This is a genomic window from Bradyrhizobium sp. WBOS08 (assembly GCF_024585125.1).
Lineage (GTDB): Bacteria > Pseudomonadota > Alphaproteobacteria > Rhizobiales > Xanthobacteraceae > Bradyrhizobium > Bradyrhizobium japonicum_B.
Map to the genome: position 1 here is coordinate 4,723,300 of NZ_CP028988.1, position 19,479 is coordinate 4,742,778.

General features: G+C 65.5%; 16 protein-coding genes. 11 read left to right on the forward strand and 5 right to left on the reverse strand.

Translation table 11 applies throughout. From position 1 onward, the window contains the following. The first annotated feature begins 210 nt into the window (after positions 1–210). From folE to DCM80_RS22185, 3 genes are all read left to right on the forward strand, one after another. Positions 211–837, forward strand: a complete 627-nt coding sequence (gene folE, locus DCM80_RS22175) for a GTP cyclohydrolase I FolE (protein ID WP_257177446.1) — start codon at positions 211–213, stop codon at positions 835–837. A gap of 196 nt (positions 838–1,033) precedes the next feature. Next, entirely contained in the window at positions 1,034–2,245 is a 1,212-nt protein-coding gene (locus DCM80_RS22180) for an ABC transporter substrate-binding protein (RefSeq protein ID WP_257193693.1), read from the forward strand. Positions 2,246–2,453: 208 nt separating this feature from the next. Beyond that, complete coding sequence (locus DCM80_RS22185) at positions 2,454–3,668, forward strand: acyl-CoA dehydrogenase family protein (RefSeq protein ID WP_257193694.1); 1,215 nt, start codon at positions 2,454–2,456, stop codon at positions 3,666–3,668. Positions 3,669–3,843: 175 nt separating this feature from the next. On the opposite strand, the gene DCM80_RS22190 is transcribed toward DCM80_RS22185, so the two are convergent. From DCM80_RS22190 to DCM80_RS22200, 3 genes are all read right to left on the reverse strand, one after another. After that, positions 3,844–4,098: a thioredoxin family protein gene (locus DCM80_RS22190; protein ID WP_257193695.1), complete on the reverse strand. Its 255-nt coding sequence runs from the start codon at positions 4,096–4,098 to the stop codon at positions 3,844–3,846. Positions 4,099–4,110: 12 nt separating this feature from the next. Beyond that, a complete protein-coding gene (locus DCM80_RS22195) occupies positions 4,111–5,556 on the reverse strand; it encodes a permease (RefSeq protein WP_257193696.1) in 1,446 nt (481 codons plus the stop codon). Between the two features lie 126 nt (positions 5,557–5,682). Next, positions 5,683–7,422 (reverse strand): methyl-accepting chemotaxis protein, encoded by a 1,740-nt coding sequence (locus DCM80_RS22200; protein ID WP_257193697.1) that lies wholly within the window; start codon positions 7,420–7,422, stop codon positions 5,683–5,685. 224 nt (positions 7,423–7,646) lie between these two features. Here DCM80_RS22200 and DCM80_RS22205 point away from each other — a divergent pair, with 224 nt between their 5' ends. The 4 genes from DCM80_RS22205 (at position 7,647) to DCM80_RS22220 (ending at position 14,140) form a co-directional block, all read left to right on the forward strand. Then, complete coding sequence (locus tag DCM80_RS22205; protein WP_257193698.1) at positions 7,647–9,029, forward strand: ethanolamine ammonia-lyase subunit EutB; 1,383 nt, start codon at positions 7,647–7,649, stop codon at positions 9,027–9,029. 153 nt (positions 9,030–9,182) lie between these two features. Next, positions 9,183–10,769 (forward strand): B12-binding domain-containing radical SAM protein, encoded by a 1,587-nt coding sequence (locus tag DCM80_RS22210; RefSeq protein WP_257193700.1) that lies wholly within the window; start codon positions 9,183–9,185, stop codon positions 10,767–10,769. Further along, on the forward strand, positions 10,766–11,566 hold the full coding sequence (gene eutC / locus DCM80_RS22215; protein WP_257193701.1) for an ethanolamine ammonia-lyase subunit EutC: 801 nt from the start codon (positions 10,766–10,768) through the stop codon (positions 11,564–11,566). Before DCM80_RS22210 ends, eutC begins: the two co-directional genes overlap by 4 nt. Positions 11,567–11,773: 207 nt before the next feature. Beyond that, positions 11,774–14,140 carry an RND family transporter gene (locus DCM80_RS22220; RefSeq protein ID WP_257193702.1) on the forward strand — a complete coding sequence of 789 codons (2,367 nt, stop codon included), beginning with the start codon at positions 11,774–11,776 and terminating at the stop codon, positions 14,138–14,140. A gap of 30 nt (positions 14,141–14,170) precedes the next feature. Here the strand turns inward: DCM80_RS22220 and DCM80_RS22225 are convergent, their stop codons facing one another. Together DCM80_RS22225 and DCM80_RS22230 are read right to left on the reverse strand one after the other, a co-directional pair. Further along, positions 14,171–15,016: a hypothetical protein gene (locus DCM80_RS22225; protein WP_257193703.1), complete on the reverse strand. Its 846-nt coding sequence runs from the start codon at positions 15,014–15,016 to the stop codon at positions 14,171–14,173. A 75-nt stretch (positions 15,017–15,091) separates the two neighbouring features. Beyond that, positions 15,092–15,589: a hypothetical protein gene (locus DCM80_RS22230; protein WP_028135322.1), complete on the reverse strand. Its 498-nt coding sequence runs from the start codon at positions 15,587–15,589 to the stop codon at positions 15,092–15,094. 461 nt (positions 15,590–16,050) lie between these two features. Here DCM80_RS22230 and DCM80_RS22235 point away from each other — a divergent pair, with 461 nt between their 5' ends. From DCM80_RS22235 to hpnE, 4 genes are all read left to right on the forward strand, one after another. Continuing rightward, entirely contained in the window at positions 16,051–16,284 is a 234-nt protein-coding gene (locus DCM80_RS22235; protein WP_257193704.1) for a hypothetical protein, read from the forward strand. Positions 16,285–16,474: 190 nt separating this feature from the next. Continuing rightward, entirely contained in the window at positions 16,475–17,359 is an 885-nt protein-coding gene (hpnC, locus tag DCM80_RS22240) for a squalene synthase HpnC (protein WP_257193705.1), read from the forward strand. Beyond that, the gene (hpnD, locus tag DCM80_RS22245; protein WP_257193706.1) at positions 17,349–18,188 is read left to right on the forward strand and encodes a presqualene diphosphate synthase HpnD; all 840 of its coding nucleotides are present in this window, start codon (positions 17,349–17,351) and stop codon (positions 18,186–18,188) included. The genes hpnC and hpnD overlap by 11 nt, the downstream gene beginning before the upstream one ends. Further along, positions 18,188–19,444: a hydroxysqualene dehydroxylase HpnE gene (hpnE, locus tag DCM80_RS22250; protein WP_257193707.1), complete on the forward strand. Its 1,257-nt coding sequence runs from the start codon at positions 18,188–18,190 to the stop codon at positions 19,442–19,444. Before hpnD ends, hpnE begins: the two co-directional genes overlap by 1 nt. Positions 19,445–19,479: the final 35 nt, after the last annotated feature.

Genomic DNA, 19,479 nt, shown 5'->3' on the forward strand with positions numbered 1-19,479 from the left:
GCGGGCGTCGAAGGATGAAAGGCTCCGCAGCCGGGCCTGCCTGGTTCGAGACGCGCCTTCGGCGCTCCTCACCATGAGGGTTTAGGAGTTCAGGCGCTGGACCAACCACTTCCACTCCCCCAAATTTCCCTGGTCTCCGGGAACCTTTTCCGATCGCAACCGTCCAAGCTGTGGGGCCGCTTCTGCGGCCCGTCGCAGGGGAGGATTTCGATGAAGTCGCACGTGCGTAAGCTGGAACGGGTCGCGGTGGCGCAGGCGCCGGTCGAACGGCCCGACAGGGCGGAGGTCGAGCAGGCGGTCCGGACCATGATCCGCTGGGCCGGCGATGATCCCGGGCGCGACGGCCTGCGCGACACGCCGGACCGGGTCGCCCGCGCCTTCGAGGAGTATTTTTCCGGATACGCGCAGGACCCGACCGAGATCCTGCAAAAGACCTTCGAGGAGATCGAGGGCTATGACGAGATGATCGTGCTGCGCGGCGTCCGCTTCGAGAGCCATTGCGAGCACCACATGGCGCCGATCGTCGGCCGCGCCTGGGTCGCCTATATTCCGCAAGGGCGCGTCGTCGGCATCTCCAAGCTCGCGCGCGTGGTGGACGTCTACGCGAAGCGGCTCCAGATCCAGGAGAAGATGACGGCACAGATCGCCAACACCATCAACGACGTGCTCAAGCCCGAAGGCGTCGGCGTCATCATCAAGGCGACGCATCATTGCATGACCACGCGCGGCGCGCACAAGCCCGGGACCGATCTCGTCACCAGCCGCATGCTGGGCGTGTTCCGCGACAATGCGCTGACGCGCCAGGAGCTGCTGGGCCTCGCCAATTCGGACGATTGATCCGCGCGCAAAAAGGGAAGTCTCGCCATGGCCGGGGCACAACAAGCTGGCGAGGGAACGTCCTGCCGGCAGCGAGGCCATCAGCAACTCGACGCAAGACCACTTCGCGGAACTCCGCTGAGCTGACGCGCTGACAAAAAGCAGCGCGCCGCGCGTTCACGCATGACGCCGCGGCGATAATCATCGGGGAGAAACCATGAAAGCCGCTTTGGTCCTGGCCGCAGCTCTGGCTGCCGCCTGCCTGTCGACGCCTGTCTCCGCCCAGAAATCCTACGGTCCCGGCGTCAGCGACACCGAGATCAAGATCGGCAACACCATGCCCTATAGCGGGCCGGCTTCGCCGCTCAGCATCACGGGCAAGGTGATCGCGGCCTATTTCGACGAGGTCAACGAGAAGGGCGGCATCAACGGCCGCAAGCTCAACCTGATCTCGCTGGACGACGCGTTCTCGCCGCCCAAGACCATGGAGGCGGCGCGGCGCCTCGTCGAAGGCGACGGCGTTGCCTTCATCTTCGCCACCATGGGCACGGCGCCGAGCTCGGCGATCGCGAAGTACCTCAACAGCAACAAGGTGCCGCAGCTGTTCCTGATCAGCTCGGCCTCGAAGTGGAACGATCCGGCCAACATGCCGTGGTCGATGGCGCTGCCCTGGGCGCCGAACTACACCAGCGAGGCCGCGATCGACGTCGCCTATGCCCGCGCCAAGAACCCGAATGCGCGCTTTGCGGTGCTCTATCAGAACGACGACGCCGGCAAGGAATATCTTCGCGGTGTCAAGGAGGCCCTCGGCACCGAGGCCGACAAGGCGATCGCGATGGCCTCGAGCTTCGAGGTCGCCGACCCCACGGTCGATTCCCAGGTGCTGACGCTGGCGAACACGAAAGCCGACGTCTTCCTGATCTATTCGGTGACGCCGCGCGCCTGCGCGCAGGCCATCCGCAAGGCGCACGAGGTCGGCTGGCAGCCGACGCGCTTCATCGCGAGCGGTTGCGCCAACAAGGCCACCGTGATGGTGCCGGCGGGCCTCGAAGCCGGCAAGGGCGTGCTCTCGCTCGGCGCACTGAAGCCGTTCGTCGAGACGCCGAAGAACGACCCGGCGATGACGGCTTATATCGACTTCATGAAGAAGCGCCTGCCAAATGCCGACGTCAACAACGTCGCGGGCCTCTACGGCTACACCGTCGCCGAGGCCCTGGTGGTGCTGCTGAAGCAGTGCAAGGACAATCTGACGCGCGAGAACATCATGGCGCAGGCCGCGAACCTGAAGAACGTGCCGCTGTCGCTGCTGCTGCCCGGCATCACCCTGAACACCACGCCGCAGGATTTCCGCCCGATCAAGGACGGCTACATGCTGCAATTCGACGGCAACGACTGGGTGGTCGCGAGCGAATTGCTGAAGGGGACGTGAGGGGTATCTCTCCGCGAGGAATCGTAGGGTGGGCAAAGGCGCCCTTGCGCCGTGCCCACCACCTCTCTCGGTCGCAAACAATGCGTGGGCACGCTTCGCTTTGCCCACCCTACGACACTGACTGCTTAGCCTCACCCTGAGGAGACCGCGGAGCGGTCGTCTCGAAGGGCGAGGCGCGCGCTCCATCTTTGCGAGCAGGAGACCACCCATGGACTTTCAACACACCGCCCGTTCGCTGGAGCTTCAGGAGCGCGTCCGCCAGTTCATGCGGACGCATGTCGAGCCGGTCGAGGAGCTCTATTACGAGCAGGTGAAGCCGGAAGCTGTGCGCTACAAGACGCCGCCTGTGCTGCAGGACCTGAAGAAGTTGGCGCGCGAGCAGGGGCTCTGGAACCTGTTTCTCTCCGGCGAGCACGGACCGGGTCTGTCCAATCTCGACTACGCGCCCGTGAAGGAGATCATGGGGCGCATCCTCTGGGCGCCGGAGGTCTTCAACTGCTCGGCGCCGGACGTCGGCAACATGGAGGTGCTGGCCAATTACGGCACCAGGGCGCAGCAGGAGCGCTGGCTGAAGCCGTTGCTGGAAGGGCGCATCCGTTCCGGCTTCTCGATGACCGAGCCGCAGGTCGCCTCCAGCGACGCCACCAACATCCAGTGCGCCATCAGGCGCGACGGCAACGACTACGTCATCAACGGGCGGAAGTGGTTCACCTCGGGCGCGATGAACGAGGATTGCGAGATCCTGATCGTGATGGGCAAGACCGCGCCCGACGATCCCGACCGCCATCGCCAGCAATCCATGATCCTGGTGCCCAGGAACACGCCCGGCGTCCGCATCGTCCGCGACATGCTGACCTACGGCTATGACGACGCCCCGGCCGGCCATCCCGAGATCGTCTACGACAACGTCCGCGTGCCCGCCGAGAACATCTTGCTCGGCGAAGGCCGCGGCTTCGAGATCGCGCAGGGGCGGCTCGGTCCCGGCCGCATCCATCATTGCATGCGCCTGATCGGCTGCGCCCAGCGCGCGCTCGAACTGATGTGCCAGCGCGCGGTGTCGCGCACGGCCTTCGGCAAGCCGCTTGCCGAGCAGGGCTCGGTGCGCGAGGACATCGCGCACTCCTTCTGCGAGATCGCGCAGGCGCGCCTGCTGACGCTGCAGGCTGCCGACAAGATGGACCGCGAAGGCAACAAGGCCGCGCGCGACCTGATCGCCGCGGCGAAGATCGTAGTGCCCGGCATGGCCGCCCGCGTCATCGACCGCGCCATCCAGATCCACGGCGCCGCCGGCGTCTCGCAGGACACCTTCCTCGCCCGCGCCTACGTCTACGCCCGCTTCATCCGCATCGGCGACGGACCGGATCAGGTGCACTTGGCTGCGGTGGGGAAGGAGCTGATCAGGCGCGGCGGGGTGATGGGGTAGGGCGTTGGCTCCATTGCCGGCGCCTTCGATGCAGTCGTGACGATCTCTCGTACCGGTAACCGTCCCGACAGTTCAATTCGGGCGAGATTGATTTTGGCTCACACCGATCTCAGGTGAAGTGCGACGACCGCCATCCCGAACGCAGGTCCAACCCCGATAACCTTAGGGCCTTCTCTTAAGCCGCCAATAACTTCTGTACCTCGGCGACGGTCGGAATGCGCCCGCTGCTGACCAGCTTTTCGTTGACCACAAGACCCGGCGTGGACAACACGTCATAGGCCATGATGTCCTTCATTTCGGTGACCTTGACGAATTCGGCTGGAATGTTGGCGCGGCTGGCGGCTTCGCGCGCAACAGCTTCGAGCTTCTTGCAGTTGGCGCAGCCAGGGCCGAGGATCTTGACAATTATCATGCTCATCTTCTCCTTCATCGTGTGAACGTGCTACGCGGGAGCGGCCGCGCGCTGGCGCTGCCGTAGCCAGACCAGCGAGCCGCCTATTGCGGCCACGATGAACGTCAGCGTAAGAGCCAGTGGCGCCCAACCCATGCCGTCGACCCACGCGCCGTAGATCAGGCCTGCGGTGATGCTGAACAACGCCACGGCCCCCACATAGGCGGCGGTCTTGGCGCGGCCGATCACGACCGCCACCATCAACATGCTCTGAAGACTCAATTCGGGGTCGGCCATCAGGTAGGCCAGCAGCGGACCGGGATGCATACCGAGATCGAGGAACATGCGTGCCACCGGCACTTCCACCAGAGTTGGAAAGTACATGAAGACGCCAAAGCCCACCCCCAGTGCATTGGCGAGCAGGGTGTTGCTGCCGGCAAGGCTCTCGATCCATTCCGGTCGAATGACCTGACGCACCATGCCGACCAGGAACACGCCCACCAGGAGCAGCGCAAATATCTGCTTCACGAAGCGCCAGGACTCCCACAGCCACGACCGCCAATCATCGGCAGCGAGCTTGCTCGCGAAGTGCCACACCGCCCACATGCTGAGGGCAACCGCCAGCACGCGTCCCGTCAGTCCCAGCTCCAGTCCGCCCGGCTCGGGCGTCAGGCGCGCGGCGGCCACCAGCAAGGTGGTGGCGGAGAGGCCAAGTGCCAGCCAGGTCCAGAGATTGGCGCCTTCGATGATGTTCTCCATCCCTTTCCACACGGTCGCGGCAATGAGCAACAGCAGGACAATCAGAACGGATCCGTGAAAGCCGACACCTTCCTCGCCTTTGCCAACGTCGTATGGCATCCATTGAAACAGCAAGGTCTGCCAGGCCTCGGCCCATGGCAAGGGCAGATGAACGGTCGCCATCGTGGCCGTGAACGGCCACAATTTGATGGTGCCGGCAATCAACACCGCTACAAGCGACAACAGCACGCCCAGTGCCGCCGGGGAAACGGCAGCCTGCTCGGCGAACAGGGCGTCCGTCTGGGCGTCATGGCCGACATCGTCGCGCCAGAACAGCAGTGCCATCAGCAGGCCGATTCCAATGCCGAACAGCAGGCACATCACCACGCGGGCGACGGCAAACTCCAGTCCCAGTATGCTGCCGGTGTAGGTCAACGCCATGATGTTGCCTGCAGGCGCAAAGAACAGGAAAGCGATTGCCGGGCCGATGCCCGCGCCTTTCCGGTAGATGCCTGCAAACAACGGCACGATGGTGCAGGAGCACACGGCCAGCACGGAGCCGGCTGCGGCAGCCGCCGGGTAGGATACATAGGCCGGCGTGTTGCGTCCCAGCCAGCGCGTAATGCTGGCCTTGGGGATCAGCGCCACCATTGCCCCGGCGATGAAGAAGGCCGGCAACAAGCACAGCAGGACATGCGCCGCCAAATAGGAAGCGAGGCTGCCCGTGCCGCCGATGAGCAATTTGATCGCGAGTTCCATGAGGGCGCCATCAGACCGGAACGCGCAAGTGCGGCATTGACCTGGGTCAACACAAACCGTCCCAGGGTGAATGCCGATTTCATGCCGGCGAATTGCTCAAGCGAGCGCTGTGGTCCGATTGCCCCGTCATCCCGCCTTGGCGATGCGCCCGTCTTCCGACCCCGCGCGCAGGTTCTGGAAGAATTTCTCCACCTCGCGCGACAGCGTGTCGGCGGTCTCGGCCACGCTGCCGGCCGCACTCAGCACCGAGGCGGCGGCCGTGTCGGTCTCGCCGATGGCGTCGCGCAGGGAGGTGATGTTGGCCACCAGAGTCTCGTTGCCCTGCGCGGCGCTCTGCGCGTTGGACGAGATCTCGCGCGTGGCGGCGTCCTGCTGACCGACGGCGCCGGCGATCGCGGAGGTGACCTCGTTGATCTCGCGCACCGCGCCGCCAATCTCGCGCACGGCGTCGACCGCGTTGCGGGTCGAGGACTGGATCATTGCGACGTTCTCGCTGATCTCGGCGGTGGCCTTGGCGGTCTGGCCCGCGAGCGCCTTCACTTCATGGGCGACCACGGCAAAGCCGCGGCCGGCATCGCCGGCCCGCGCGGCCTCGATGGTGGCGTTGAGCGCCAGCAGGTTGGTCTGCTCGGCGATGGCCTGGATCAGATTGAGCACGCCGTCGATGCGCTGCGTGGCCGCGGCGAGGCTCTCGATCTCGGAAATCGACTTCTCGGTGCGCTGGCCGGTCTGCTCGACCGCGCCGGCGCTCTGCCGCACCTGGCGGCCGATCTCCACCACCGAGGCGGACAGCTCCTCGGCCGCGCCCGCCACTGCCGTGACGTTGTGGGCGGCCTGCGCGGTGGCGTTGGCCGCCGTGCCGGCGCGGCTGTTCGCATCCGCGGTCACGCGGGTGATGGTCTGCGCGGTCTGGCGCATGACGGAGGCGTTGTCGCTGAGGCCGCGCATGATCGCGCCGATCGCCTCGCGAAACTGCTCGAAGGATCGTTCGATGTGGCGGGCGCGCTCCTCGCGGGCGGCGGAGTCCTGCGAGACCTGCGAGGCGAGGTTGCGGTTGCGGCGCATGGCTTCCTGAAAGACCTGGATCGCGCGGGCGAGCGCGCCGATCTCGTCGGCGCGGCCACTGTGCGGCACCACGACGTCCTCGGTGCCATCGGCGACCTGCTTGATCGTCGCGGTGATCGCGGCGAGCGGCCGGGCGATCGAGCGGGCGATGATGACGATGCCGATCACGACCAAAGCCAGCGCCACGCCGCCGAGGCAGGTCAGCACCAAGGACAATCCGTGGTTGGCCTCGGTCTGCTGCGCGATCTGCCTGGCGCGCTCGGCATAGACCTTGGACAGCACCTCGAGATCCTTGTTCAGCGCCGAGCGCACGGCGCGGTTGGCGTCGTTGTCGCCCCATTCGCGCCCTGCGGCCGCATTGATCTCGACGCCGCGCCGCACCAGCTCCTTGCGGAACTCGACGAATTGCTCGATGCGCTTCTTGAAGGTGGCGAACTGCTCGGCATCGTCTGCCTTGACGATGGTCTCCCAGCGCTTCACGACGTCCAGGATCTGCGCGTTGAACTTGAGCAGGCCGTCGCCGTATTTCTTCACCACGGCGGGCTCGGTCGACATGTAAACGCCGCGCGATTCCATCACGACCGCATAGACCAGCGAGTTGACCCGCTCGACGTTCAGCGCGGCGGCGTTCGCCGTCTCGATCGCGTTGGTCAGCTCGGTGCTGCGGCGGCTGTTGTAGTCGGACAGCACGGCGATCGCCGCCGTGAGCAGCGCGAACAGCGCGAAGATCGCGTAGAGCTTGGTGGCAAGCGTGAAACGGCCCGCCAGCTTGGCGGCATTCCCAGATCGGTCTGATGTCATGGTACTCAGGGGGCCCGGAATGGCCTGAAACGGCCGGTGAACGAGGGCGTGCAGAATTGATGCAAAACTATGCAGGATGAAGATGGATGTGGCGTTAACGCGTCGGTCAGCCCTGTTGGCCATTGGTCGAAGGAAAACTAAGATATTTCAGTGTCTTGATCCGAAGATATAGTCTTCGGATCGTCTTGGATCCGGCCAGCGGCCGACGAACCCCGGAGAGGGCCTTGGTCTACCGCCACACCATCGACGCCACGACCCACACGTTCCCGGACCTGCGCGATCTCCTGGCCAAGGCGACCCCGCCACGCTCCGGCGACCGGCTGGCCGGGATCGCCGCCGACAGCGCCGAGCAGATGATCGCGGCCCGGATGGCGCTGGCCGACGTCCCGCTCGCCCGATTCCTGCAGGAGGCGGTCATCCCCTATGAGGCCGACGAGGTCACCCGCCTCGTCATCGACAGCCATGATGCGACGGCCTTCGCGCCGGTGGCATCCCTGACGGTTGGGGCCTTCCGCGACTGGCTGTTGTCGGATGCCGCAACACCCGAGGTCCTGCGCAGGCTGGCGGGCGGCCTCACGCCGGAGATGGCGGCGGCGGTGTCGAAGCTGATGCGCAACCAGGATCTGATCCTGGCGGCGCGGAAATGCGAGGTCACCACCGCCTTCCGCAACACCATCGGCCTGAAGGGGCGGATGAGCACGCGGTTGCAGCCCAACCATCCCTTCGACGATGCCAGGGGCATCACCGCCTCGATCCTCGACGGCATCCTCCTCGGGGCGGGCGATGCCTGCATCGGCATCAATCCGGCCAGCGACGATCCGGCGGGAATCGCGCAATTGCTGCGCCTGCTCGACGAGATCATCGCGCGGCTGGCGATTCCGACGCAGGGTTGCGTGCTGACCCACATCACGACGACGCTGTCGCTGATCGGGCAGGGCGTGCCGGTCGATCTCGTCTTCCAGTCGGTCGCCGGCACCGAGGCCGCCAACCGCAGCTTCGGCGTCGACCTTGCGCTGCTGAAGGAGGCGCAGCAGGCCGGCCTGTCGCTGAAGCGCGGCACCGTCGGTCAGAACGTGATGTATTTCGAGACCGGCCAGGGCTCGGCGCTGTCGGCGGGCGCCCATCACGGCGTCGACCAGCAGACCTGCGAGGCGCGCGCCTATGCGGTCGCCCGCGCCTTTGCCCCGCTCCTGGTCAACAGCGTGGTCGGCTTCATCGGCCCGGAATATCTCTACGACGGCAAGGAGATCATCCGCGCCGGGCTGGAGGATCATTTCTGCGGCAAGCTGCTCGGCCTGCCGCTCGGGGTCGACATCTGCTACACCAACCACGCCGAGGCGGACCAGGACGACATGGACAATTTGCTGACGCTGCTCGCGGCTGCCGGCGTCACCTTCATCATGGGCGTTCCCGGCGCCGACGACGTCATGCTGAACTACCAGTCGACGTCTTTTCACGACGCGCTCTATGTTCGTGACGTCTTCGGTCTGCGCCGCGCGCCGGAATTCGACGATTGGCTGGCGCGGTCGGGCATCACCGGCGCCGATTTCCGGATTGCCGGCGATGCGGGCCTGCTGCCCGATTTTGCCTCGCGTCTGATCGCGTGAGGCGGCGCAAAGCGCCAAACTCGCTTCCTCAGGAAACTATCGGCGGCTCCAGGAATTATGCTTATGCCACAATATTGAGAAATTCCGGCTGCAGCATTACGCTATGTGTCTGGCTGGCAATTTCCGCAACCAGGTCGTGGCGGGGGAGCTTAGATGCGAGCTGAAAGTAACGGAACGTCCCGGCGGATCCTCTGTGTATTTCCGCGCTACACCTCGTCGTTCGGTACGTTCGAGCATTCCTATCCCCTGACCGACGGCGTCCGCGCCTTCATGCCGCCGCAGGGATTGCTGCTGATCTCCGCCTACCTTCCGAAAGAGTGGCAGGTCAGATTCGTTGACGAGAATCTCCGCCGCACGACCAGGGAGGAGTTCGAATGGGCCGAGGCGGTCTTCGTCAGCGGCATGCACATCCAGCGCCAGCAGATGAACGACATCTGCCGCCGCGCGCATGAATTCGACCTGCCGGTCGCGCTTGGCGGCCCCTCCGTCAGCGCCTGTCCGGATTATTATCCCTCGTTCGATTATCTCCATGTCGGCGAGCTCGGCGATGCCACCAACCAGCTGATCGAGATCCTGTCGCGCGACACCTCTCGCCCCGAGAGCCAGGTCGTGCTGACCACCAAGGATCGCGTGCCGATGACGGAGTTTCCGATCCCGGCCTACGAGCTTGCCGACGTGAAGAAGTATTTTCTCGGCAGCATCCAATATTCCAGCGGCTGTCCCTATCAGTGCGAGTTCTGCGACATCCCCGGCCTCTACGGCCGCAATCCGCGCATCAAGACGCCGCAGCAGATCATCGCCGAGCTCGATCGCCTGCGCGAATGCGGCATGACCGACACGGTCTATTTCGTCGACGATAATTTCATCGGCAACCGCAAGGCGGCGCTGGACCTGTTGCCGCATCTGATCGAATGGCAGCAGCGGACCGGCTACGTGGTCCGGCTCGCCTGCGAGGCGACGCTCAACATCGCCAAGCGGCCCGAGATCCTCGAGAAGATGCGCGAGGCCTATTTCGTCACCATCTTCTGCGGCATCGAGACGCCCGATCCCGACGCGCTGAAGGCGATGCAGAAGGACCACAACATGATGGTCCCGATCCTGGAGGGCGTGCGCACCATCAACTCCTACGGCATGGAGGTCGTCTCGGGCATCATCATGGGGCTCGACACCGACAAGCCGAATACGTCGGAGGCGCTGCTCGCCTTCGTCGAGGAATCGCGCATTCCGCTGCTCACCATCAACCTGCTGCAGGCGCTGCCGAAGACGCCGCTGTGGGACCGGCTCGAGCGCGAGGGCCGCCTGATCCACGACGACGGCCGCGATTCCAACGTCGACTTCCTGCTGCCTTATGACGAGGTCGTCGCGTCCTGGAAGCAGGCCATGGCGGTCGCTTACGCGCCGGAGAAGGTCTACGCCCGCTACCAGCATCAGTGCGATCATGTTTACACGAACCGTCTCAAGGTGCCGGTGTCGGACGAGATGAAGACCTGGCCCAACATCCGTCGCGGTCTCGTCATGCTGCGCAACATCTTCTGGAAGGTCGGCGTGCTCGGCGACTACAGGCGCGTGTTCTGGAAATTTGCGCTGGGACGCATCAGGCGCGGCGATCTCGAAGGTCTGATCGGATGCACGCTGGTCGCGCATCATCTCATCACCTTTGCGCGCGCGGCCTCCAGCGGCAGGCAGAATGCCTCGAACTATTCGATCCGGCTGCGCGAGGCCGCCGTTCCGGCCGAATGAGCGACCCGTCGGTTCCGGCCCGCCCCGCCATCGACCTCAGGTCGTTCACGCCCGCGCGCGTCGCGCTGGGCCGCACCGGTGCAAGCGTGCCGACCGGGGCGCTGCTCGATTTCACGCTCGACCATGCCCGCGCTCGTGATGCCGTGCATGCCGCCTTCGATGCGCCGCGCCTGCTCGCCGATCTCCGTGGCCTCGGCCTCGATGTCACCGAGGCGAGGAGCCAGGCGGTCGACCGCAGGGATTATCTGCGGCGGCCGGATCTGGGGCGACGGCTCGAGCCCGGCTCGGTCGAGGTCTTGAAGCGAGCGGCTTCCGCGCCATGCCAGCTCGCGCTGGTGATCGGCGACGGGCTGTCCGCCGCGGCGGTCCACGCCCATGCGGCGGCCCTGGTGGGGCGCCTGCTGCCGCTGCTCGCGGAAGGCGATGCCGTCGCCGTCGGCCAAGTCGTCGTCAGCCAAGTCGTCGTCGCCTCAGGTGCGCGCGTTGCGCTCGGCGACGAGATCGGCGCCATTCTCGGCGCGCGCATGGTCGTGATGTTGATCGGCGAGCGGCCCGGCCTGTCGGCGCCGGACAGTCTCGGTGCCTATCTGACCTTCGCGCCGAAGCCCGGCCGCAGCGATGCCGAGCGCAATTGCGTGTCCAACATCCACCACGCCGGGCTCAGCTATGACGAGGCCGCCTTCAAGATCGCCTGGCTGGTCCGCGAGGGGCTGGCCCGGCAGGTCAGCGGCGTGGCGCTGAAGGACGAGAGCGCGGACCGTGCGCCGCGTCGAATTGGCACATTCTCGCCCGGGTGACCCGCGGCAAGGGCCCGAAATCGCCGCATCTTGATCGATTCGCCCACGCTTCGCTGGCTTGCGAGAGGGGTAATTGACCTGCTAAACCCCTCGCGGCGATTTTCCGCGCATTTTCAAAGGGCAAGCCTCCCATTGGTATGGCGTTTTCAAGCCGCTCGCGGAGCGCAATAAGCTCTCAAGACCGATGATTTAGGAACTGGACAAGGCATGCTCGAAAAGCACAGCGAGAATGAGGTTCATGTCGACAAGGTCGAGCAGGGACCTACGTCCTCGATCGCCTTCGGGCTGGAGCGGCTCGGACTGATCGCCGTCCGGGCGCCGATCGTCTCCTGCATCGTCCTGGTCGCGCTGATCATCGGCGCCGTGTTCGGCATCCACCGGATCAAGATCGACGATTCGCTGTCGCAGCTGTTTCGCTCCGATACCCGCGAATTCAAGCAGTATGAAGAGGTGACGAAGAAGTTCCCGGCCGAGGAATTCGACGTCCTTGTCGTGGTCGAGGGCAAGAACCTGCTGGCGCGCGACAATTTGGAGAAGTTGCGCGACTTCGTCACCGACTTGCAGCTGGTTGACGGCACGCGCGGGCTGGTCTCGCTGTTCTCGGCGCGCCAGGCGCCGGCGCCGGGCAAGCTGCCGGCGGCTCTGTTCCCGGCCGAGCTGCCCGAAGGCGCCGACTACGACAAGTTCATCGAGACGGTCAAGAACAACGAGATCATCCGCGGCAAGCTGCTGTCGGAAGACGGGACGCTGGCGCTCATCGTGCTGTCGCTCGATCCGGAGGTCGTCGCCTCCAACAAGCTGACCAAGACCGTGGCCGACATCCGCGCGCTGATGAAGGAAAGTCTCGGCGACACCGGGCTCAACGTGCAGCTCTCCGGCGTTCCGGTGATGCAGCTCGAGATCCGCAACGCCGTCGAGCGCGACGGGCTGACCTACAACATCCTCGGCATTCTCGCCGGCTGCATCATCGCCATCATCTTCTTCCGCAAGGTCTCGTTCATGATCGCGGCGGCGTTCCCGCCGATGATCGCGATCCTGCTGGCGCTCGGCGCGCTCGGCTGGGCCAATTTCAACCTCAACATGTTCCTGAACGTGATGACGCCGCTCATCATGGTGATCAGCTTCTCGGATTCGATGCAGCTCACCTTCGCCGCGCGTGACCGGCTGATCGCGGGCCAGGACAAGTTCACCGCGTTCAAGAACGCGGTGCTGGTGGTGGGACCCGCCTGCGTTCTGACGCACGGCACCGCCGGCATTTCCTTCATCGCGCTGCAATTCTCTGACTCCGACCTGATCCGCAAGTTCGGCGAGGCGGGCCTCGCCGCCACCATCATCGCGCTGGTCGCGGTGCTGTCGCTGGTGCCGGTGTTCGGCGTGCTGTTCGTGCGCAACGAGAAGGTGTTTGCGGTCAAGTTCCAGGGCGCGGATGCCGGCGTCCAGGCGCTGCGCAATTTCTGCTACTGGATCGCCGTGCGCATGGTCGGCCGGCCAGGCCTGTTCAGTCTGATCGCCGTGCTGTTCGTCGGCGGCCTCGGCGTCATCTACGCCAATCTGGAGCCGCGCTACCGGCTCGCCGACCAGGTGCCGGACAAGCGCCAGGCGGTCGCCGCCAGCGACCGGTTGGACGCCAAGCTCACCGGCGCCAATCCGGTCAACGTGCTGATCGCGTTTCCGAAGGGGCAATCGCTCTATTCGCCGGAAACGCTTCAGACCATCGCGGAGGTGCACGCGACGGTCGAGAAATCCGCCGGGGTCGGCAATGTGTGGTCGCTGGAGACGCTGCGCCGCTGGCTGGCGGAAAAGGCCGGCAGCGGCGACGTCGCGACGCTGAAGGAATATGTCAGCGTCATCCCCGAGCATCTGGTGCGTCGATTCATCGACGCCGAGCAGGACGCCGTCGTGGTGGCCGGCCGCGTGCCGGACAAGGATTCCAGCCAGCTGCTGCCGATCGTCGACAAGCTCGACAGCGAGCTCGACGCCGTGCGCAAGAAGCATCCCGGTTACGAAATCGCGGTGACGGGCTTGGCTGCGATTGCCGCCCGCAACTCGGCCAGCATGATCGAGAAGCTGAACCACGGCCTCACGATCGAGTTTGCGCTGGTCGCGATCTTCATCGGCCTCGCGTTCCGCTCCTGGGTGGTGACGCTCGCCTGCATCCTGCCGGGCATCTTCCCGGTGGTGATGTCGGGCACGGTGCTGTGGGCGATGGGAGAGGGGCTGCAATTCGCCAGCGTCGTCGCGCTCACGGTCTCGTTCGGCCTCGGCCTTTCCGCCACCATCCACTTCCTCAACCGCCTGCGCCTGGAGAACAGGCCGGGGGTCGGCTCTGCGCTCGCGGTGGAGCGGGCGACCGTGCTGGTCGGACCGGCGCTGATCCTGACCACGGTGGTGCTGGCCTGCGGCCTCGTCGTCACCGTGTTCTCCGACCTGCCGTCGCTGCGGCTGTTCGGCTGGCTCAGCGCCTTCTCGATGGTGATGGCCCTCGTCGCCGACCTCTTCATCCTCAGGCCGACGGCGATGTGGCTGATCAATCTGCACGCCCGGCTGCAGGGGGCCGACAAGCCGGCGATCTGATCGGTTGGCGCCGGACGCTGCCCGGCACCCTCACGCTCCGATGCGGACGATCCCGTAAGGATTGAACTTGAACTCGCCCTCGGCGTAGTCCTGCTCCCGCGACAGCGTGAGCTTGCGGTCGCGCAGCGTCGCCTCGATGCCGCGCGCGGCCATGGCGTCCGCAATCTCGTCCATCAGCTTCGCCGCGTTCCGGTCGCTGCCGCGCGATCGCGCGACATAGACATCCGGCAGCCCGACGAGGTGGAAGCCGACACTTTCGTTGTGGGTGTCACCGGCGAGCGGCCGCTTGGCGAAAGCGAGGCGGCAGGTCCGGCTCATCGCTGCCGTGACGGCAAGGCCCTGGTTCGTGTTCGCGGCCGCCTTGCACTCCCGGGCCAGTTGCCGCCACCGCGCGAGGCCGTGGGCGACGCCCGCGCTCTCGCCCTTCACGGCAATGGCGCCGGCCTCGATCATCTCCTCGACGATGCGCAGGGCGGCGGCTGAATAGGCCACCGTCTTCTGCTGCTCCATCGGCGGGCTCAGCACGTAGAGCACGGCCTTGTGGTTGAGCACGGCCATTTCGTCGGCCTCGGACCACGCCTTCGGAAAGACGCGGTCCCAGCACACGCCGAACGAGCGCTCCATATGCGGATCGGGTTTGGCCTGCGAATAGGTGCGGTCGATCTCGAAGTTGAAATCCGCGATCGTCTTGACCACTGCTTCGGGAGGATGCAGCAGGCCCTCGTCCTTGCCGAGGAAGCAGAGCACGTGACGCGGCTTCACGGTCGAAGGCTGCATGGCCGCCCCTTGCCGAATTGACGGTTGCTCATTGGCGAAAGCGCGACTGGCGGCAAAGAAGCCGGCCGCCATCAGGACGTGTCTGCGAGTCGGGTTCATGGTTGCGACGATGTCAGCAAAAAGCCCCCGGGTCGCGAGAGCCGGGGGCCGTATCCTTTCGCAAGCCGGACGGGATCAGCTCTTCGTCATGGTGATGTTGACGCCGCGGATCTCGCCCTTGGAGGAGATCTGCACGGTTTGCTTGGTGCCGTTGGTGCGCAGCGAGAGATTGGCGGCAAAGCCGTTGGCCTCGACGAACACTTCGATCTGGCCGCCGCCGGCGGTGCCCTGGAGATTGCCGAAGATGTTGCGGCTGGACTCGCTCCAATTGCCGGAGATGCGCTCGCCCTGGCTGGTCACGTCGCTGGTGAGGTCGAACTTGTAGCTGTCGGAGGCGCAGTGCAGGGCCTGCTTCAGGTTGAGGCCGCTGCCGGCGACCTTGTAGTCGGCCTTGCAGCGAATGCGCTCGGTGGAGCCGTCGGACAGCGACACCGTGCCGGTGCCGCTCCATGCGCCGTCGAAACCGGCAAACGGGCCGGACGACTGAGCGTGGCCTGCCGAAACCGAGAAGAGCAGCGCCGCCCCGATGCCGGCCGCCTTGATTGCCAGTCCAGATCGCCCAAAGAATGTCATCTCGAATATCCCGTTTTAGAATGACGCCCGCTTGCGCGTGATAACGTCTCGCCACATCGAAAGTTTAGTGCTCCGAGCCAGTGGCAGGTTCAAAGCCTGGCCGCCAGAGATGGCCATTCACGACGCCTCGCGCCAGCCCGGGAGCCGCCGATTTGCGCTGTTTCGGCATGTGTCCGGCGGCAAAGGCGGGATGGAGAGATGCAGCTCTGCAACAGGTCTGCACTAAAACGCCGCAGCCTTGAATTATGACGTAGTATCAATCCCTTACATCTGTCAATCAAGGCCGAGGGAAGACCTGATTTGGTGGGTGCGGCGCCAATTTGGCCGCATTTGCCAGTGCTTGTGCCTTCTCTGAAAGCCGCTATGTCCGCGGCGATTTGCCATCAGAACAAGCCGTTCCGGTCGTCAGCCCAGTGCAGTCCGGGTCCGGTGCGATTCTGCCGCCAGAATGAAGGAATACAATGCGTAAGCTTCTCGTCGCTCTCACCCTGCTGTCGGCTTCCGTTTCGACCGCGGCATTCGCCCAGGCAGGACGCGGCACGGACGCCGAGCAGAAGGCCTGCACCCGCGACGTGCAGAAGTTCTGCCGTCCGGTCATCGACCAGGGCGATTTCACCATCCTGGCCTGCCTCAAGGAGAACCGCTCCAAGATCTCGCAGGCCTGCGACCAGGTCCTGAAGAACCACAACCAGTAAGCTCGGCCACTGGCCCACAAAAGGCGGCCCCGGGGCCGCCTTTTCGTGCCCTTTTCACCAAGGGCAGCCATCGCGAGACAGGATTGGTTTTGCGGCCGTATTCCCCTATATGGGGGCCGCGGCGGATCGCCGGCACGAGCCCGCGAGCGAACAAGCCCTTTCCATCCAGACGATTGTAAGCCAGCCCTCGATGACCTCTGCGAGCGAATTGCGATCCGGCAAGGGAGACCGCGACGAGAATTTTCCCGTCGCGTCCTGGATCATTCATCCGCGTCATCGCGCCCTGATCCTGGCCTATTACAATTTCGTCCGCACCGCCGACGACATCGCCGACCATGCGACGCTCTCGCCCGACCAGAAGCTCGCCTATCTCGACCTGCTCGAGGCGGAACTGCTCGGCAAAGGCGATAGCCAGGCCGAGGCCGTCGCCTTGCGGCGGGCGCTTGCCGAGCGCGGCATGGCGCCGCGCCATGCGCTGGACGTGCTGACCGCGTTCCGCATGGACGTGACCAAGCTGCGTTACGAGACCTGGGACGAGGTCATCCACTATTGCCGCTATTCGGCGATGCCGGTCGGCCGCTTCATGCTCGACGTTCACGGCGAGAGCACCTCGACCTGGGCCGCATCGGATGCGCTCTGCGCAGGCCTGCAGATCAACAACCACCTGCAGGATTGCGGCAAGGATTTCCGCGAGCTCAACCGCGTCTATCTGCCGCGCGATGCGCTGGCGGCACACGGCGCCTCGGTCGAGCAACTCGGGCTGTCGCAGTCGCCGCCGGCGATGCTGGCCTGCCTGCACGGGCTTGCCGCGCGCAACGAAGCGCTGCTCGACGAGGGCAGGTCGCTGGCTGCCGAGATCCGGGACTTTCGTCTCGGCGTCGACGTCGCGGTGATCCAGGCCTACGCCGACCGCATCGTGCGCCTCTTGAAGGTGCGCGATCCCCTGCGCGAGCGGGTGCATCTGAACAAGTTCGAGCTGCTCGTCTTCAGCCTTGCCGGGATGCTCGGTGAGGCCGGCCGCCGCGCGATGGGACGCAAGCCCATGTCCAGACCGGGGACCGCACATGACGCTTGAGGCGACCTCGCCCGGCGCCGATTATGGCTCGACCGCATCCGGCAGCTCCTTCTACGCCGCGATGCGCATCCTGCCGCGCGACCAGCGCGAGGCGATGTTCCAGATCTACAGCTTCTGCCGCCAGGTCGACGACATCGCCGATTCCGACGGCCCGCGCGAGCAGCGGCTCGCCGCGCTGCAAGAATGGCGCAACGACATCGACGCGCTCTATCAGGGCAATCCGCCGCCGCGGCTGAAGGATTACGTCGCCTCGGTGAAGACCTTCGGCCTCAAGCGCGAGGACTTCCTGGCGATCGTCGACGGCATGGAGATGGACGTGCCGCAGGACATCCGCGCGCCCGACATGGCGACGCTGGATCTGTATTGCGATCGCGTCGCCAGCGCGGTGGGACGGCTGTCGGTGCGGGTCTTTGGCCTGCCCGAGGACGACGGCATCCAGCTCGCTTATCATCTGGGCCGCGCGCTTCAGCTCACCAACATCCTGCGCGACATCGACGAGGACGCCGGCCTCGGCCGGCTCTATCTGCCGCGCGAGGCGCTGCTGCATGCCGGTATCACCTCCGATGATCCGAACCGCGTGATCGCCGAGCGCGCGCTGCCGAAGGCCTGCCTGCCGCTGACGCAGCGTGCGAAGGCACATTTCGAGAAGTCGGACGAGATCATGAACCGCAACAAGCGCCGCGTCGTGCGCGCGCCGCGGATCATGTCGAAATATTATCATTCCATTCTGGATCTGCTGATCGCGCGCGGTTTCAACGCGCCGCGGCAGCCGGTGCGCGTGTCGAAGGTCACACGCATCGCGATCCTGCTCCGTTACGCTTTCATCTGATGCAAAAGACAGCTCACATCATCGGTGCCGGGATTTCCGGCCTCTCCGCCGCCGTGCGGCTCGCCAATGCCGGCTTCAAGGTCGCCGTGCACGAGGCCACGCAGCAGCTCGGCGGCCGGTGCCGCTCCTATTTCGACGGCGCCACCAACCTCACCATCGACAACGGCAATCATCTGCTGCTGTCGGGCAACAGCCATGCGCGGGCCTATGCGCGCGCGATCGGCACCGAGGCGGGCCTGGTCGGGCCGGAAAGCGCGCAGTTTCCGTTCGTCGACATCAAGACCGGGCAGCGCTGGCAGATCGATCTCGGCAGCGGCCGGCTGCCGACCTGGGTGCTCGACGAGAGCCGCCGCGTGCCCGACACGGGCCTTGCCGATTACCTCAAGCTGGCGCCGCTGATCTGGGCGTCTGAGGAGACGCTGGTCGGCAAGGCCATTCCGACCGAAGGCGTGCTCTACCAGCGCCTGGTGCAGCCGCTGCTGCTCGCGGCCCTCAACGTCGATCCGCCCGAAGGTTCGGCCGGGCTTGCCGGCGCCATCGTGCGCGAGACGCTCCTGGCCGGCGGGCAGGCCTGCCGGCCGCTGATCGCCCGCGACGGTCTCAGCGCCGTGCTGATCGAGCCCGCGGTGAAGTTTTTGCAGGAACGTGGCCACATTGTTCAGCTCGGCCATGAGCTGCGTTCGTTTGCGAGCAGCAACGGCAAGGCCAGCGCGCTGAATTTCGGCGGCGAGGACGTGATCCAGCTCGGCGAGGGCGATGTCGTGGTGATGGCGGTGCCGCCGCGCGCCGCCGCCAGCCTGCTGCCGGGCCTGAAAACGCCGACCGAGTTCCGCGCCATCGTCAATGCGCATTTCCGCATCACGCCGCCGCCGGGTTCGGCGCCGATCCTCGGCGTGATCGGCGGAATCGTGGAATGGCTGTTCGCGTTCCCGAACCGGCTGTCCGTCACCATCAGCAACAGCGACCGTCTGGTCGACATGCCGCGCGAGGAGCTCGCGCAGACGATCTGGAACGACGTCTGCAAGGCCGGCGGCGTGTCCGGCGAGCTGCCGCCATGGCAGATCGTGCGCGAGCGGCGCGCCACATTTGCGGCGACGCCGGCGCAGAACGCCCTGCGCCCGGGGCCGGTCACCGCGCTGAAAAACCTGTTCCTTGCCGGGGATTGGACTGCTACGGGATTGCCTGCAACCATCGAGGGATCGGTCCGGTCCGGAGATCGCGCCGCCGATCTGGTTCTGGCCGCCAAAGCATCCTGAAAGGCGGCCCTGACGGGCAAACGTCCCGGCCAATT